At 70.7% G+C, this 16,842-nt stretch carries 14 protein-coding genes; 1 reads left to right on the forward strand and 13 read right to left on the reverse strand.

Going from position 1 to position 16,842, the window contains the following annotated elements:
* Nucleotides 1–6 precede the first annotated feature (6 nt).
* From POL67_RS37820 to POL67_RS37880, 13 genes are all read right to left on the reverse strand, one after another.
* Nucleotides 7–645 carry a hypothetical protein gene (locus tag POL67_RS37820; protein WP_271925511.1) on the reverse strand — a complete coding sequence of 213 codons (639 nt, stop codon included), beginning with the start codon at nucleotides 643–645 and terminating at the stop codon, nucleotides 7–9.
* Complete coding sequence (locus tag POL67_RS37825) at nucleotides 629–3,184, reverse strand: PEP/pyruvate-binding domain-containing protein (RefSeq protein ID WP_271925512.1); 2,556 nt, start codon at nucleotides 3,182–3,184, stop codon at nucleotides 629–631. Before POL67_RS37825 ends, POL67_RS37820 begins: the two co-directional genes overlap by 17 nt.
* A complete protein-coding gene (locus POL67_RS37830; protein ID WP_271925513.1) occupies nucleotides 3,181–3,762 on the reverse strand; it encodes a CDP-archaeol synthase in 582 nt (193 codons plus the stop codon). Before POL67_RS37830 ends, POL67_RS37825 begins: the two co-directional genes overlap by 4 nt.
* Before the next feature lie 4 nt (nucleotides 3,763–3,766).
* On the reverse strand, nucleotides 3,767–4,747 hold the full coding sequence (locus POL67_RS37835) for a fatty acid desaturase family protein (RefSeq protein WP_271925514.1): 981 nt from the start codon (nucleotides 4,745–4,747) through the stop codon (nucleotides 3,767–3,769).
* Between the two features lie 13 nt (nucleotides 4,748–4,760).
* On the reverse strand, nucleotides 4,761–5,504 hold the full coding sequence (locus POL67_RS37840) for a hypothetical protein (RefSeq protein ID WP_271925515.1): 744 nt from the start codon (nucleotides 5,502–5,504) through the stop codon (nucleotides 4,761–4,763).
* A 59-nt stretch (nucleotides 5,505–5,563) separates the two neighbouring features.
* Nucleotides 5,564–6,037, reverse strand: a complete 474-nt coding sequence (gene greB / locus POL67_RS37845) for a transcription elongation factor GreB (protein WP_271925516.1) — start codon at nucleotides 6,035–6,037, stop codon at nucleotides 5,564–5,566.
* A 19-nt stretch (nucleotides 6,038–6,056) separates the two neighbouring features.
* The gene (locus tag POL67_RS37850) at nucleotides 6,057–6,992 is read right to left on the reverse strand and encodes an AEC family transporter (RefSeq protein WP_271925517.1); all 936 of its coding nucleotides are present in this window, start codon (nucleotides 6,990–6,992) and stop codon (nucleotides 6,057–6,059) included.
* Nucleotides 6,989–8,080 carry a hypothetical protein gene (locus tag POL67_RS37855; RefSeq protein ID WP_271925518.1) on the reverse strand — a complete coding sequence of 364 codons (1,092 nt, stop codon included), beginning with the start codon at nucleotides 8,078–8,080 and terminating at the stop codon, nucleotides 6,989–6,991. Before POL67_RS37855 ends, POL67_RS37850 begins: the two co-directional genes overlap by 4 nt.
* A gap of 272 nt (nucleotides 8,081–8,352) precedes the next feature.
* Nucleotides 8,353–8,535: a hypothetical protein gene (locus POL67_RS37860; protein WP_271925519.1), complete on the reverse strand. Its 183-nt coding sequence runs from the start codon at nucleotides 8,533–8,535 to the stop codon at nucleotides 8,353–8,355.
* A gap of 124 nt (nucleotides 8,536–8,659) precedes the next feature.
* Nucleotides 8,660–9,064, reverse strand: a complete 405-nt coding sequence (locus POL67_RS37865; RefSeq protein ID WP_271925520.1) for an RNA recognition motif domain-containing protein — start codon at nucleotides 9,062–9,064, stop codon at nucleotides 8,660–8,662.
* 388 nt (nucleotides 9,065–9,452) lie between these two features.
* Complete coding sequence (locus POL67_RS37870; RefSeq protein WP_271925521.1) at nucleotides 9,453–9,980, reverse strand: hypothetical protein; 528 nt, start codon at nucleotides 9,978–9,980, stop codon at nucleotides 9,453–9,455.
* Between the two features lie 41 nt (nucleotides 9,981–10,021).
* The gene (locus POL67_RS37875; RefSeq protein WP_271925522.1) at nucleotides 10,022–14,152 is read right to left on the reverse strand and encodes a protein kinase domain-containing protein; all 4,131 of its coding nucleotides are present in this window, start codon (nucleotides 14,150–14,152) and stop codon (nucleotides 10,022–10,024) included.
* Nucleotides 14,149–15,027, reverse strand: a complete 879-nt coding sequence (locus POL67_RS37880) for a hypothetical protein (protein ID WP_271925523.1) — start codon at nucleotides 15,025–15,027, stop codon at nucleotides 14,149–14,151. The genes POL67_RS37875 and POL67_RS37880 overlap by 4 nt, the downstream gene beginning before the upstream one ends.
* Before the next feature lie 305 nt (nucleotides 15,028–15,332).
* On the opposite strand from POL67_RS37880, the gene POL67_RS37885 reads away from it, so the two are divergent.
* Nucleotides 15,333–16,832 (forward strand): serine/threonine-protein kinase, encoded by a 1,500-nt coding sequence (locus POL67_RS37885; protein WP_271925524.1) that lies wholly within the window; start codon nucleotides 15,333–15,335, stop codon nucleotides 16,830–16,832.
* The last annotated feature ends 10 nt before the right edge of the window (nucleotides 16,833–16,842 follow it).

Below are 16,842 nucleotides of genomic sequence, written 5' to 3' on the forward strand. Positions count from 1 at the left end.
TGTCCTTCAGAAAACGCGGTCGTGAATCAGCCAGAGCGCAGGTCCAGCGCAAAGACAAACCAGGTCGACGAGGACCAGCGCGGGCGCGAGGGGTCCGCGGCGCGCGTCTTCGTCGTGCACGAGCTCGTAGGCGGCGACCACGCCATACAGCGTGATCGCGCGGCCGAGCACCACGAGGGGGGGCGTGTCCGGGAGGGCGAGACCAAGCACGAGCGCAGGCACCTTGAGCAGAATCACGTGAGCGAAGAGTCCACGCAGGCCGGGCCAAACCACACGCGCGGCGAAGGCGCCCTGGGAGGCGAGGACCGCGCCAAGAAATGGCGCGATCGCGGCTCGGGTGAACCCGATCGAAGCCGCCGTGAACGCGAGCCCGCCCAGCGCGTAGAGCAAGGGCTCGGTCGTGGTAACGAGGCGGCAAAGCACGCGCTCGGGGTGGTATTTTCGATCGTGCGGAAGATCCGTGACGTCGTCCCACAAGCGAAACGCGACGATCCCGAAAAGCGCAGTCGTGGTCCGGGGAAAAAGCCTGCCGGTCCCGCCCGCGAGCGCGATGAAGAGCGCGAGCGGCACGAGCAGGTACCACGACGCATGGACGCGCTCGCGAAACCACATCACGGACCAATGCCCGTCACGCGAGCCGAACATGCCCCGTGTCTCCATCGACGACGATGTCGCGGCCGTGGCGGATCCGCGTGGTGGCCTCGGGGACGCCGACGACCGACGGAATGCCGAGCTCCCGCGCGAGGATCGAGCCGTGCGAGAGCATGCCGCCGCGTTCGAGGACGAGGCCCTTCACGAGGAAAAACAACGGCGCCCAGCCGGGGTCCGTTTGTCGCGCCACGAGCACGTCGCCGGGCGCGAGCTTACCCGCATCGGCGAGCCCCCCGAGCACCGCGGCGCGCCCCGAAACGCGGCCTCCGCTGGCCGGGACGCCGCGCATCACGCCGTCGTCGGCAGGGAGATCGGGCGCGGGATCCACGGGCGCAGAGAGCGCGGAAGGCGCGACGCACGTGCCCGCGGCGAGGGTGAAGACATCGGGCAGATCGAGCGCGGAAAGCGCGGCATGTTCGGCGCGGCGCGACGCGACGAGCGCGCGCACGTCGCTCGGGGAACCGCGGCCTGCCGCGAGATCCACGAGCTCGTCGAACCGAAGGAAAAACACGTCGGCGGCGGCGTCCGTGGTGCCCGCTGAAACGAGCCGCCGGCCGAGGGCGAGCGCGACGCTGCGCAGGCGCGTGTACAGCAAGGCCTGCCGAAACCGCGCACGCTCACGAAGCTGCACGGACGTCTGCGTCGCAAGCACGAGCGCATCGAAGAGCGGTCGCAAGGCACGACGAGGTCCCCCGAGCCGCGCGCGGAGCCGTGCCGTCTCGCGCTCGCGCTCGGCACGCTGGCGCTCGAACGCACGCGCGGGGCTCTCGATGGTTGGATCCCCAACGGCCTCCACGTACCGCGAAAGCAGCGGCAGAAGGCGGTCCGGCTCCTCCGCGAGCGAAGGCTCGGTGAGCAAGAGCTCACCCGATCCGCGGAAGCCGAACCGATCGAGCCATTCGTCGACACGCGCGACGAGCTGCGGGCCGAGCGCGCCACGAAATACGGCAAAGCTTCCCCCACACGCAGCGAGCGCCTCGCGCGCGGGCGCGTCCGCGCGAACCACGACCGCGAGCTCCCACAACGCGCGGAGCGACCACGCGCCGGCGACGTCGAGCCCCTTGAGGAGCGCGTGGTGCCGCGCCGCGGGGTCCTCCGCGCCGTGCCCGCTCGCGACCGCGTCATCGGGATCGATCACGCGGAGGAGCGCCTGCAACGCGCGATACGTGACAGCGGCCGCGCAGTCGGCGAGCGAGGCGTCGACCCAGCGCCGGAGACGCACGTCGAGGATCGCTTCGAGCCCCTCAGCGAGCGCGCGCATGGGCATCGCCTCGACCTCGCGCGGATGAAACCGCGACGCGACGTCGTCCACCACGTGCTCGAAGCGGGCCACGCGGGCCGGCAGATCACGATACGCGCGCGCCACGTGGGTGATCACGCGGCCGAGCGCCGTGATCTCGTCGGTCACGCGCCGGCCCTCGGGCGACGAGGCGCCCGCGCCCACGAAGACGTCGAAGCTGTCCACGAACCAGTCGCCGAACGGCATGAGCCGGAGGACCGCGTGGATGTGCGAGAGGTTGTAGTAGAGCCGCGCGCCGTGCGCGTCGACGATGCCGCGGAACGCCTCGTCGTGGGCTTCGATGCGGGCGTCCACGATCCCGAACGCGCGCGCCAGGTTGCGGAAATACGCGTCGTATCCCGCGCGGGCGAACGAGACGAGGAGCGGCGTCACCGGCGCCGGGAAGTTCTCGCTGATGTTCGCGTTCGACCACAAGAACGTGCGCCGATCCGTGACCGGCCGCGCCTGCACGATCCAGAGGTTGTCCTCGGGATCGACGGCCCACTCGAGGTCGAGCGAGAGGCCGCGCCGCCGTTCGAGCGTGGTCGCGTGGCGAACGAGCGCGCGCGTGGCTTGGTCCGTCAGAGGAAACGGGCTCTCGTCCTCGGGCAAACGCTCGACGTGCGCAACGCGACGCGTGCCTTCCATCGCGCGGCGATCGAGGCGAAAGGCGCCCGGCGTGATCGCGCCGTCGACGAGCGCTTGTCCGTGCCCGCGGCACCATTCGCCACGAAGCATCACGCCGTCGGTGAAGAGGACGCCGGCCGCCGCGCTGGGCACGAGCCGCTGCACGACGACCGCGGCGCCCTGCAAACGCACCTTCCGGGCCTGCTCGTACGCACGCACGCGCGCCGCCGCGCACGACGCCACGCACCGACGCACGGCGCTGAGGATCGCCGCGGGATCCGCGCCGTCGACCGGAAAGATCGATTCGAGCAGCCCCGCGAAGGCCGCCGTCGTCCCGTCCTCGCCAACGGCCGAGCTGCGCACGATGAGCGGCCCGCCGCCAAGCCTCCGGCGCGCCTCGTCGAGCGCCTCCATGCAGCGCGCCGGCACGGGTTTGCCCTCGTCCGTCAGCGCCTCGGAGAAGGCCGTCGTCAGGATCACGCCCTCGGGCACGGGCGCCCCCACGGCGCGGAGCTCCTGCAGCGATCGTCCCTTCCCGCCGATGAGCGCGACGTCGTCGACGGCGTCGAACCCCCGCACGAACGGCGGCTTCCGGAGCACCCCCCCGATCCCCCCATGCCCCCTCATCCTGCCCTCTTCTTCACGCCGAGCACCCACAAAAGGACGCTGAAAAGCCCGTGGATCGGCGGCCCAATCAAGAGGCAGAAGAGCGCCGTTTTCCACGATAGTTCGACGACCAACGATGCGCCGGCGAGCGCACCGACGACCGAATCCAGCCGATCGGCCACGGCCGAGATCACGCGCCCCAAGCGGTGCTTCGGCGGCGCGCCCGGCTCGACGTCGAGCTGACGTTTCACGAAGGAGTTCGGCAGCTCCCCGAGCATCAACCCGAGCGCCGAGACCGCGCCGAGCAGGAGGAGCCCCGGCAACGTCGAGGGCCACACGGCGAGGCCGAGGCGCGGAGCCGCGGTCCCAAGGCCGGCCATGGCGAGCGCGGTCGCGGGCACGATGACCACGAAGCCACGCGTGGTCTTGTTGTCGCCGAAGAGGCGTCGCCCCCGGAACGTGTGACCTCCGTCGAGCGGACGGGTGAAACGTTTCGAGAGCGGATGCGCGAACCACGCGGACTGGCAGGCGCCGCCGACAACGAAGCTCCCGACGAGGAGCCCAGCACAAGCGAGCGGAGAGAGCGCCGCGGGTTCCATGGGGCTAGATCGAGAGGCCGGAGGTGCTCCGGTTCTTGAAGAGAAAGACCTCGGCCGGCACGGCCTTGGCGGCGCGGATCCAGGCCCACGCAGGCGCCTCGTTCGGCGGCGTCCACGGGATCTCGCGGAGGCGCGGGCCCGGCACGAAGGGGAAGACGTGGTGCAATTCGTGCGCGTCGAACCCCGTCAGGACGAACGTCGACAAGAAGCCCGAAAACCGGAGCGAACGCGTGTACGGCGCCTGCTCGGGCGCGGGAATCGGCGTGACGTCGGCGCCGTGGGAGAGCTCGAGCGGGATGTGCGTGTGCTGGCTCAACATGATCACATCCATCCACGCGAAGCCGAGAAAAAGCCCGAGCCCGAAGAGGCGCAGCAGCGCCGCGGGTCCGACGAACACGAAGGCCGCGGCATAAATCGCGAGCAAGGCGAGCGCATTGACGACGAAGGCGCGACGTGCGCGAGCCTCGGGGAAGAGCCGGAAGAGGCGCGGCAGGTGCCAGAAGCTCTGCGCCCGGTAGAGGAACGAAAACAGCGGGAGCCAGGCGCGCCAGGCGATGTTGATCGCAGCGCGCTCGAACGTGCCGAGCGGGCGCGGGACGAGCGAGGAGGTCGTGGGATCCTTGTCCTGAAAGCCGGTCCATTTGTGGTGCATGCGGTGGATGGCTTTCCAGCTCGCATACGGGAGCACCGAGATCACGGAGGCGAGGTGGCCGGCGAGGGTATTCAGGCCCCGCGTCGCGAAGAGCGTGTGATGTCCGGCCTCGTGCAGGAGGGAGAACCATTTCACGAAGGAGACGGCGAACACGATCTGCCCGACGAACCACGCGGCCCACGACGCGCGCGAAGACAACGCGATCCCCGCAGCCGTGAGGGACACCGCGACGAACGTGTGCAGCGCGCCCTCGGCATCCCGCGGCCGGAGGTCTGTCACGGCGGCGTCACGCGCGGACGGGGGACGGGCGGGAGAGGCCTTCGGGGGAGCCATGGCGCCGGATCGGTCAGAACTGGCCCGCGAGCGACAAACCTTGTTTGTCACGGTCGATCATGGGCAGGACGGTAAACGAGGGCATCGCGGACGTGCGTTTGCGTTTCGGCTCCGGCTCCGACTCCGCGTAGCTGAGCACGGCGATGTCGACGACGGGCCAGGCGACGACCGAGAGGAGGACCAAGGGGATGGTCATGTCCCTCGCGTCGCTCACATCGGCGATCATGGCGCTGACGACGGGCAAACCCACATTGAGCCCGAGGCTCAAGAACCCGCGGCCGACGTTGCCATGGACCCAGTGCACGATGGGCGCCGTCAAGCAATGCCCAGCAGCACCGAGACCCACCATCACCACGCCGATGTCTTCGGTGCTGTGGCTGCTGAACGTGAGCACGTAGCCGAGCGTAAACACGACATCGGAGGGGATGAGTCCAAGCAGTGTTTTCGCGCCGTACCATTGCCGCGTCGACGACGCGGACGCCTTCCCCTCGTCCTCGAGCCTCCACCCGGGATAAGGCCCATAGGCCCACGGCGGCGGGCGCTGCATCCAGGAGGGCTGGGCCCACGGAGGCGCAGGCGGCGGCGCGCCAAGCGTCGCAGGGGGTGCGGGTGCGGGCACGGACCCAGCTGCGGGCGCGGAATCGGACGCGGGAGCCGCCGAGGGCGCGGGCGGCGGCGGTGGCGCTGCACGCGCGGCGGTGGCGCCGAGGGCGGCGAACGCGGCGGAAGCAAGCGGCAAGAAGACACGCGGCGGCATCGATGGCTCCGGTCCGTCAGGCAGCACGCCACGACGAAAAACGCGGACATCGTATCACCTCACGTGTACTTCACGCTCACGATCTCCATCTCGATGTCGCCCGCCGGACGACGCACTGTCACCACGTCGCCCGGGCTCTTGCCGAGCAGCGCCCGGCCCACGGGCGACTTCCAGCTGATGCGCCCCGTCTTGCTGTCGATCTCGTCTTCGCCGACGATCCGATAGGTGTGCCGCTTGCCGTCCTCGTCCTCGACCTCGATGGCGGCGCCGAAGAAGACCTTGTCCCCCTTCTGCTCCTTCGGATCCACGACGACCGCGCTCTCGAGCCGCTTCGTGAGGTAATGCATGCGGCGGTCGATCTCGCGCAGCTTCCTCTTGCCGTAGATGTACTCGGCGTTCTCGCTCCGATCGCCCTGCGCAGCCGCATCCGCGACCTCCTGAACGATCCGCGGCCGGTCCACCGAGCGCAACCGGCCGAGCTCCTCCGACAGCCGGCGCGCCCCCTCGGGCGTGATGTAGTTCGGGTTCGGCACGGCCGCGACCTTAGCAGGCTCAGGGCCGCGTCGCCTCGACGATCCAGGCGACCAGAGGCAACGTCGCCATCGACGCGAGGGACGCGAGTGTGCACACGGCCGCCGCGAGCGGACGATCACACCCCGTGAGCGCGACGATGATCACGCTGGCAAGCGCCGAGGGCATCGCCGCCTGGAGCACAGCGACGGTCGCGAGCGGCTCGGACACCGAGAAGACGCGGACGCAGAGGAGCGCCACGGCCGGCGCGAACAAGAGTTTGACCGCGCAAATCGCGATCGCCGGCGCGACGCGGCCGGAGAGCGCGCGCGCGTCGAGCGAGAGGCCGAGCGAGAGGAACACGAGGTACGTCGTGGTACGTCCGAGCCCTTCGAGCGTGGTGAGCAAGAACGGCGGGATCGGCAGTTGGAGCGCATGCACGAGCGCGCCGAGCGGGACGGCGAGGACCAGGGGCTTGCGAAAGGTGCGCAGCGCGGCTCTCGCGTCGAACGCAGCGCCGCGGCCGAAGCGCTCGGCGTAGGCCTGGCCGAGGGTCCAGAGCAGGATCGTGGTGATGACGAGGTCGATCATCATGGCCGCCGAGCTCGCAGCCGCGTCGCTCGGGAAGAGCGTGAGCAGGAGCGGCAACCCGAGGAACCCCGTGTTGCTGAAGGACGCGACGATCCCCGCGCTGCCGATCGCGCGGGCGTCGAGACCAAAGGCCCGCGCCACGGCAGCGCCCACGCCGAGCGCGGCGAGCAGCGCGGTTGCGGACCACGGCAACACGCGCGCTGCGCCCCAGTCCATGCCATCCCGCGCGAGCACGGCGAAGAGAAGCGCGGGCATCGTGACGTCGACGACGAGCCCATTCAGCACGTCGGCCTCGCGCGCGCCGAGGCCTCGCACGCGCGCGAGCACGAAGCCGAGGGCCAGCACCAGCGAGAGCCCGCCGAGGAGGGGTCCGAGCGCCTGCGTCATCGCGCGGCGGACGAAACCTTCCCGCATTCCGCCACGAAATCACGGGCGGCCGCCTCGATCGGGCGCGACGCGCCTTGTTCGTCCTTCCGGGGATCCCATCCCGTGAGCTCGGCGAGCGCGGCCGTCGCGACTTCCTGCTGGCGTTGCCAGGCGTCGATGCGCCCCTCCGGCCTCGGCGCGCCGAGCAATTCGACGATCGACGGCACGAGGGATCGGGCCCCGGCGAGGCTGGCGAGTTGCAGATGAGCCGCGCGCACCCACCACGCATCCGGCTCCGCGGATTCGACCATCGACGCGAGGAACCGCTCCTCGAAGAGCGTGAGCACATCCCCCGACGCGGGCCCGTCTTGCCACGACAGTTTGTCGACGAGCTGCCGGATCTCCGCACCGGCCCGCTGGAGCGGCAAGTACCGGCCCTGGCCATCGCTGCCGATCGAGTCCGAGAATTTCTTCTCCACGGCTCGCCCCGCCACGTCCTCGAGACGCACGAGCACGTGCATCGAGGACGACGAGCCGAACGCCGCGAGCCCGGTGAGCCCCGACTTCGGCAGGGTCTCACGGATCGTCGTGTGGAGCGCCGCGCGCACGAAGGGCATTTTCGCGGCCACGGCGTCGGTCGGGATTTTCGCGCGCAACACCTGGAACGGGGGCATCTTCGGGTTGTTCACGAACGGCGACGACTCGCGGATCCCGATCACGTCGTACGACGCAGCCGCCGGATCCGTGCGGGAGATCTGCACGATCTCGAGCTGGTTGCCGTGCCCGGCGCCATGCTCGTACACGAGCTTCGTGATGGGCTGCTCGAGCCCGTCACATCCGAACGAGACCTCGACCGTGCTGCCCGGCCGCGTGGGCTTGTACTGCGCCCGCATGTCGGCCGTGATCGATCTCTCGGCGGCTGGATCCTTCGGGCGACACGCGAGCGGCTTGGGCTCCGTCGCGGGCTTCGGCGTCGCCGAGAGCGGCGGGAAAGGCCCGCCCTTCGCGCAGCGGTTCGGCTTCTGCGACTCGGGCGCCTTGGGAATCTCGTCGCCCCCGGCCTCCTCCGCACCCTTCGCCGCCTCGCCAGGGCCCGCCGTCGTGGGCACGGTGTTCCCTCCACCGCCGTTGCCCGCCGCCCCGCTGCACGCAACGAGCCCCAAAGCCAGCCCAAATCCCGCATGCCTCACGCGCCGCATGAGGCTGCGTATCACGACGCTCCGTTCGCGCAAAAACGCATCCATCGTTCCCTCCTGGCCACGACGACCCGTGGCCAAACGACAAGGGAACGCGGGCATGGTTCCGCGGGACGTGTGGGGCTCTGAGACTCGCCGGAGCGAGAGGGCGGGCGCGGCGGAGCCTCGTTCGCGGCGCTTCGGGCTCAGTCCACCTGAGGCGGCTGGGGGCCCGGGACGATGCCGGCGATGTCCGGATCTTCACCCGGCGTCTGATCGCCGCGCGTGTCCTTTTCCTTGCGACGCTCGAGCTTGTTCGCGGTCTTTTCGCGCTGCTTTTCCTGACGCGCGCGTTCCTTCTGGCGCTTCAGCGCTCCCTGCCTCTGCATGCGGCTCTGCCTTTCGCTTGGGGTTCTGCGCGTCCCGAAGGACGTGGGGGATGAGAAACGTGTCGGCGCGGCGGGGCCTTCCGGCAACCCGCCGCGCCGCTCCGGGTCAACCGACCGTTACCGATCAGTAACGATCGCGCCCGCCGCCGCCACGGCCGCCGCGGCCACCGCCGCCGCCGCCGTAGCCGCCGCCGCCACGACCACCGCCGCCGCCGCCGCCGAAGCCGCCGCCGCCGCCGCCGCCGAACCCACGGCCACCGCCGCCGCCACCCTCACGCGGGGGACGCTCCTGGGCCTCGTTGACCTTGAGCGTGCGGCCGTCGAGCATCACCCCGTTGAGCTGCGAGATGGCGTTCGTCGCCGCGCTCGCGGAGCCCATCGTGACGAACGCGAAGCCGCGCGGCTGACCGGTCTCACGGTCGGTCGGCATCGCAATCTCGCGAACTTCACCGGCAGCCGAGAACGCCTGCTCGAGGGTCTCGCGGGTGGTGCTGTAGGAGAGGTTGCCTACGTAGAGACGATTTCCCATGACATGATGCTTTCACGGCTTCCTTCGCGCGCGGGAGCGCCATCTCTGCCGACCATTCGACGAAGCCGTAGCGATCGAACGGGGACGTGCTGCGCGGGTCAGTCCGCGCCAGCACACGCTGCGTCTTCCAGTCGTTCGAGGCGAGCCACGTCCCCCTCCGAGTGGAGGGAGGAAAGAAAGCGTCGTGTCGAGGGCCAGTGACGTTCGTGAGGCACCTACCGTACCCCGACGCGCCCAAGGTCGCAAGTCTGTCGCAGGCTTTTCTCGGGGACGCCGGAGGCCCCGTTCGGACGGAGAACGCAGAAGACGCGAAAAAAAGCGGGCCTCGCCGAAGGCGAGGACGCCGCCTCCGTAGGCGCGCACCCGGTTCGTCCCGGAACAGGGTTCGTCAGGCCAACCCTAGCCGCTCCCGCGCGCCCTTCACGCCGAAGATCGTGCCCCCACCCGGCGGTACGATCGGAGCGAGCAGGATCGACGCGAGGATCGCCGCAAGCGCGAGCGGCGCGTCGGGATCGTCCCCCTCGGCGACCTCGCTCGACACCTGCCAGACCCGAAGGCCGCGCTGAACGAGCACATCCATGCCCGCGCCGCCGATCGCCGCCGCGCCCGCCTCCGCGCAGAGGCGCGCCTCGGGCGCCTCCTCCACGGGCACGGTCACCACGCGCACGCGCGACGCGGCGCTGCGTCCCTTGCGCTGGACCAACATGACGGCCGCGTCCGCCGCGGGCGTCTCGCCGTTCGGGTAGGCCTTCGGCTGCTCGATCTCGAGCGTCACGCCGAAGAACGTGCGGGCCTTGTGCGCCCAGAGCGCGATGTCGACGCGGGCCGAAGGATCTTGCGCGAGGAGCGTGTACGCGCTCGACACGGGGAGCGGCTCGACCCGAGAGCTCGCCCAACCATTGCGGTCGACATCCATGCCCGCACGATACGCCGTCCGCGACGGCCCCGGTATCGGCATTACGAACGCAACGTCGCTTCGTCCGATCGCGTCCGCGCGAGGTGGCGCTCGATCCGGGGCGTCATGACGTTCGGCACGGTCCGCCCTATTGCGAGCGCGCGCTCGAAATGGCGCCGCGCCTCGGCCGTGCGCCCGCGGCGGAGCGCCGACAAACCTCGGGCCTCCGTCACCTCCAGGCGCTCTTGCCCCACGGAAAACTCGCGTGAGCGGGCTTCGAGCGCGTCCCAGGTCGCGTCGTCCGTGTCCCGCGTGGCGAGCTCCAGCATGACGCAGAGCACGTCCTCCGCCGGCACGGAGAGCGCGGGGCCCGCCTGCGCCCGGATGCGCGCCGCCGCCTCGCGCGCGCCCTCGAGGTCGCCGCGAAAATGCCGCAGGCGCCCGTCGAGCAGGGCGATCACGGGCCGCGGCGCGCCGCCCGTGTGCCGCACTTCGAGCGCGAGCGCGCGCGCCGCGTGAGGCTCGGCCGCGTCGAGGTCGTCCCATAGATACAGGTACTCGCCGAGGTTGTGGCACGCGAGGATCTCGAGCCAGTCCTGGCCGAGCTCGCGGCCAAGCCAGGCGACGCGTTCGAAATCGGCGACCATGCGCGCCTTGTCCCCGACGAGCGCCGCGAGCAGCGCCCGCGCGTTGATCACGCTGGCGAGGTGGAGGTCGTCGCCGTGCGACTCGCAAAGCTCGATCGCACGCACGATCGCACGCTCGGCTTCGGCGAGGCAGCCGAGCGCCGGCAGCACGAAGCCGAGCATCGTGAGCGCGACGATCCGCGGCTCGTACGCCTCGTCCCCGATCGCGTCCGCCACCTCGATCGCGCGCTCGAAGAGCGGGACGGCCTCGGCCTCGCGGCTGAAGCGGAGGAGCGACAAACCCTGGCCGAGCAGGAGACGTGCGAGGAGCGCAGGCGGCCGCGATTCCGGGAGGATCCCTTCCGCCGCGACGACACGCGCGCGCGACGCCTCGTAGTCGGCCATCCAGTCGAGGACCGTGGCCTCGTCGAGGAGGATCTCCGCCTCCGCGAGGGGATCACCGGCCGCGGCCTCACGCGCGAGGGCGAGGTCGTCGAGCGCGTCCGGGTAGCGGCCAAGCCGGTAGCGCATGAGGCCCCGTCCCCGGAGGGCGCCCTGGCGCAGATCGAGGGGTTTGTCCGGGGCCCCCGCGCTCGTGGTCGAAGCCTCCAGGGCGCGCGTGTAGCAGCGCTCCGCGTCGAGCCAGTCATGCCGCGCCCGCGCCGCTTCAGCGAGCGCGAGATAGGCCCGCTCGCCGAGCGCGCGCTCGCCAGCGTTCGTCGCGTGGTGCGCGAGCTGCGCGAGGTGCCGCTCGTCCCCGCTCGGGGGCGAACGGCCGTCCCAGCCCGAAGCTTGCTGGAAATACGCCATCGCCGCGAGGTGAATCCGGGCGCGCTGGGCCTCCGGCACCGAACGCGCGATCGCCTCGCGCACGAGCGCATGCCGGAACGCGTACCGGCCCGCTCCATGGCGCGCGAGGAGCCCCGCGGCGACGAGCCGCTCCGAACCGACCCGCGCGTCGAGCGGAAAATCCCCGCCCGCGCTCATCCGATCGAGCCGACCGAGCACGCCGTGCATCTCGGCGACCGTCACCTCCGCGCCGAGGACCGCGGCCAGGCAGGCGTGCGCGCGCGCCGCGGGTGGCAGCGCGTCGAGCTCGCGGTGCGCGAGCCACTCGATGAGCGGAAGATCCGGCAGATCGTCGAGCTCGTCGGTCGCGAGAAAATACCCGCTGCCCGAAGGGTGCTTCCGGACAATCCCCTGGGCCTTGAGCCCCCGCACGAGCTCGACGAGCAGGAGCGGCACGCCTTCGGCCCGCGCCGCGATCCGCGCGACCGCCGACTCGGGTACGTTCTCCGCAGGCCGCAGAAGCTCGCGGCAGAGCGCAGCGGCGCTCGCGGGATCGAGCGGGCCGAGCCGATGCATGGCGCGGCGATGCGCCCGCGCGCCCCACGACGGGTGATCCTCCTCGAACGAGGGCCTGCCGAGTACGCACACGAAGAGCGGCGCGCGCGCCTCGGCCCGCGCAGCGAGATCCAGGATCGCGAGCGTCGCCTCATCGGCGAAATGCGCATCGTCGAGGATCACGCAGAGCGGCGCCTCGAGTGCCCTGCGCCGCAGCGCCTCGCCCACGCTCACCGTGAGCAGCGTGCGCAACGCGCCCGGCGCGACCTCGATCGCGTGCAGCGCGGAAGGGCCCGTGATCGGCGCACCGCTGCCCTTCGAGATCCACCCGAGCGAGCGCGCCACGGTTGCGCCGGCCTCGACGTGGCGCGCGGGCCCGAGCCTCGCCGCGAGCAGTTCCCGCCCGCCGTCCTCGGGGGCCTCGTCGGGCAAGCCGAGGGCGCGTTGCAAGAGCTCGCGCACGCTCCCCGCCGCGCCGTGCACCGGCTCGTGCGCCGAGAACACGATGAGCCGCGTCCCCGGTAAAACCTGCACGAGACGCTCCACGAGGGCGCGCTTGAGAAAGCTCTTTCCGCAGCCCGCCTCGGCGAGCACGACGGCGACCGAAGGCAGCGTCCCCTCGATGGCCTGTCGCGCGAGCTCCGTGAGCGCGTCGAGCACGCGCTCGCGCCCGGAGAGCGGGATCGCGTTGCGCGACGACGTGACGTCCGTGATCTCGCCCGACGACGTGGGCGGCGTCTCCTCGACGCTGCCGTCGAGGTAGCCGGGCAGCGGATCCGGCGCGACGCCCGAGGCTTCGAGCACCGCGCGAGCAGCCGCCGAGAGGGAGACGCCGGGCGGCGACGAAGCCTTCGGGAACCGGTCTTCGCGGGCGATCCGCGGCGCCAGGATGCGGCGGGATCCCTCGGGGCCGAGGTGGACCGCGACGGCCGCGAGATCGAGCCCGACGCGCTCGCAAGCTCCCTGCTCCGTGAGCGAGCGCGCGGCTTCGAGGGCGCGCCGCGCGGGGTTCTCATCGACCTCGTGGCCGAAGGCCGCGACGTACCGGCCCGCCGAGGCGTGGACGATCTGCGCGCCGAACGGCTCGAGCGCGCGCCGCAGGGCGATCGCATCGAGGCTCGACTCGAAGCAGGCGATGCACACGACGCGCCGCTCGGCGCTCTTCGGTGCCTTCGCTCCGGGCGGCGGATCGAGCGTGGGTACCGCGAGCACGAGGTGCTCCTCGTCCGGCAGCGCGAGCGTGGCGGCGAGGCTCGCGCGCAGGTAGGCGGCCGAGGGAGGGCGATCGGCGGGGGCCTTGGCGAGGCAGCGCAGCACGATGTCCTCCACTGCGGACGGGATCGATCGCGCGAACGGCGGCGGCGCGACGGCCGACGGGGGCGGCGGCCTCTGGCTCACGTGGCCCTCGCGCACGAGCGGCGCGGGACCGAAAAACGGCGGACGCCCTGTGAGCATCTCATACAACAAGATGCCCATCGCGTAGATGTCGGTGCGCGTGTCCTCGCCGCGGTGCCCCTCGCACGACTCGGGGGCCATGTACTCGCTCGTGCCCACGATCGCGCCCGCCGCCGTGAGCGCGGGGGCCGCGGGCCAAACGGCGCACGTGACGCCGAAATCGAGCAGCACCGCGCGTTTCCCTTCGGCGTCGACGAGGATGTTTTCCGGCTTCAGATCGCGGTGCACGAATCCCCGCGCGTGGAGGGCCTCGAGCGCGCGCAGCACCGCGAGCCCGAGCAGGATCGCCTCGCGGGCGGGCAGCGGCCCCGCGCGGGCGAGCAGGTGATCGGCGAGCGTCCTCTCGGCGACGAGCTCCATGACCACGTACGTCCCCGTGGAGGCGAGCTCTTCGCGCGCGAAGAAGGCCGGCACGTGGGGCGGGCCGACTGCGCGCATCACCTCGACCTCGCGCACGAGGCGCGGCGCGGCCTCGGGCACGTCCGGATGCGCGAGCTTGATGGCCACGCGCTCTCCGTCCTCGATGCGCCGCGCCGCATACACCACGCCAAACCCCCCGCGGCCCAGCGTGCCGGAGACCTCGTAGCCTGGAAACACCGGCGCGGGTGGCTCGGGTGGCTCGGGCGTGATCGTGTCCGGCGGGCCTGTGCCGTGCTCGGGGCAACCGTCCACGGGTACGCGCCGCCCGCACGCGAGGCATCGGATGCCTCGCCGTGGGCCCAGGGAAACCGGGCCCTCGTCGAGCGGCGCGCCGTGGACAAACGTCATGGCAGGAACACCGTCACGACCTCCGTGGTCTTGCGAGGCGGGCTCACCGTCCCATCGTAGACGCATTTCGGACGAAATCCATTGGTCGTATCGATCGAATCACACACGGCGTCGCAGGAGCCGCGCCGCACGATGATCCCGCAGCTCTCGATTCCGGCGGGCCCGACGTGCCCCGCGGCGCAGTCGCGCTGGACGCTGCGCGCGTAATCTGTGTTCGGGACATATACACAGGACTGCAGGTACGGCGTCGGCGCGAACAGGTTCCCCCAGAAAGCCCCTTCCTCTCGAGGAAAGATGATTTTCTCGAGGGTCCCCGCCTGCTTGATTGCGCTGTGGGCGGCTCGCATCGAGATCAGGACCGTCACGCCATACCAATTCGTCCGGGCCGCAAGGCACGCCGAGACCCACCGTTGCCCCGTCTCGTCGAGGGGCCCGGTCGCCCAGGAAGGCGCGAGCCCGAGCTGGCCGACGTAGGCCTCCGTATGCTCGACGCCGTCGAGGTCGGTCCATGTCACCGTGAACGATTGGGACGGAGCGAGCGCGCACCCCACGGCATAACGGAGGAACATCCGCGACCCATGTCCGGCCTCGCCCGGATCCTGCAGCGCGGCGAGCGTGTCCGGGCTAAAGGCCGACGGTGTGAGCGCGTTCGGCTGAATTGCGTTCGGCTGAATCGCGTTCGGCTGGATTGCATTCGGCTGAATCGAGTTCGGCTGAATTGCGTTCGGCTGAATCGCGTTCTCCTCGACGAGGCCCATCACCGCGACCCCCTCGACGGTCCCTTCCTCCTCCTCCAAGAACGCGTCCTCTGCGTCCCCGCAGCCCACGAGTGTCCCCAACGAAATCGCCAGCCAAGCGAGCGTGTTGCTCCGCATGTTGTTCCCCCCACCCCTACGCGAACATGAAAAATATGAAATCGAGAAGAAAGACGGCAGTACTCTAGCACCCGGAAAGCACACACGAACTGAAAACGAAGCGGGTCGAAAAAGAATGACCCGGCGCGAGTCGATCGAATCTGTCCGCGACGCGCCGCAGCGAAATCCGTCGCTCGTGGACCTGAGGAACGTTCGTTCCCGGACGCGCGGCGACGCGCGGGACGTGCTATCGTGAAATATCTACGATTGCTTGGTTTCCGCGGAGTCCGCCCCTTCGGGGGAGGACGGAAAGCAGGGGGCAGGCCATGGGGGGAATCAACGACATGACCACGCGGCCGCACGTCAAGACCAGGGAGAGCGGGCGCTCGGGTGAGCTGCACGCCGGGACGAGCCTCGGTGATTACGTGATCGAGGCTCTCACCTCGTCGGGCGGGCATGGCTCGGTGTATCGCGCGCGCCGCCACGTCGACGGCGGCCGCGTCGCCATCAAGGTGATGCACCCGGCGCTCATGGCGCTGCCGCGCATGGCCGAGCGATTCGTGCGGGAGGTCGAGGTCATTCTGCGGCTCCACCACCCGAACATCGTCGAGGTCCATGAGCTCGGCACATTGCCCGACGGCACCCCCTATTACGTGATGGAGTACCTCGAAGGCACGACGCTGCGCAATTACCTCGGGGCGCGCGGGAGGCTCACGCCCGACGATGCGCTCTCGATCCTCGAACCCGTCTGCGCCGCGCTCGCCTCCGCGCACGAGGCCGGCATCGTCCACAGGGACGTGAAGGCGAGCAACATCATGATCGGCGAGGGCTCGCCGCGCGTTGTAAAACTCCTCGATTTCGGGATCGCCAAGCTCCTCGCGCCCGAGCCGGGCCGCGCCGGGCTGACCTCGATCGGCCAGCAGCTCGGCACGCCCTCCATCATGGCGCCCGAGCAGATCCTTTGTGGTCCCATCGACGCGCGCACCGACATCTACGCGCTTGGCGCGCTCCTGCACGTCCTCTTCACGGGGCGCCCGCCCTTCGAATCGAACGTGCACGAGGGCCTCGTCGAGCAGCACCTCGCGGCGCCTCCGCCACGCCCGAGCCAACGCGCCCCCGTGAGCCCCGCCCTCGACGCCATCGTGCTCCGGTGCCTCGAAAAGAAGCCCGATCGGCGATTCGAGTCCATCGGCGCGTTTCTCGAAGCGCTGCGTGAGGCCGTGCGCGCCGGCCGATCCGAGGAGACGGCCTGCGCCGAGGCGGAACGGCGCGCGGTCGGCATCCACGTCGACCTGCGTTTCCCCGAGGGCGCGGACGAGGCCGACGAATCACTCGTCACGGCGCTCGCGCAAACCCTCGAACGCGCCGAGGAGTGCATGCGCTCGGGCGGCTTCGTGCTCGCCACCGTCACGAGCACGCAGCTCCTCGGGGTCAGGTTGCTCTCGGCCGATCCGGTGCACGCGAAGACCGAACGACGCTCCGCCGTGCAGTTTGCCCTGACGCTTCACGCCGCGCTGCAGCCGCAGGACGAAGGGAGCACGGTGCACGCGAACGTGGCCGTCCACGTGGACGCGGTGAACGTGCGCGTCGCCGCGGAGATGGACATCGCCTCGGGCGACCTCGCGCGCACGGAGGCGTGGACGCCGCGGGGCAACGTGGATGGGCTCGCGGCGACGGACGCCGCCATCGAGGGCCTGAGCGGCAGCGCGGGTGGTTTCTTTCTCGAACCGGGCCCGTCTGGCGCGACGATCGTCCGGCGAGCCTCGACACGCCGCTCGAAGCCCTCGCTCACGATGGTCTCGGGTCAGGGCAGGCCGGGCACCTGAGCCACCTTCC

Origin of the sequence: Polyangium mundeleinium (genome assembly GCF_028369105.1) — a bacterium.
GTDB lineage: Bacteria > Myxococcota_A > Polyangia > Polyangiales > Polyangiaceae > Polyangium > Polyangium mundeleinium.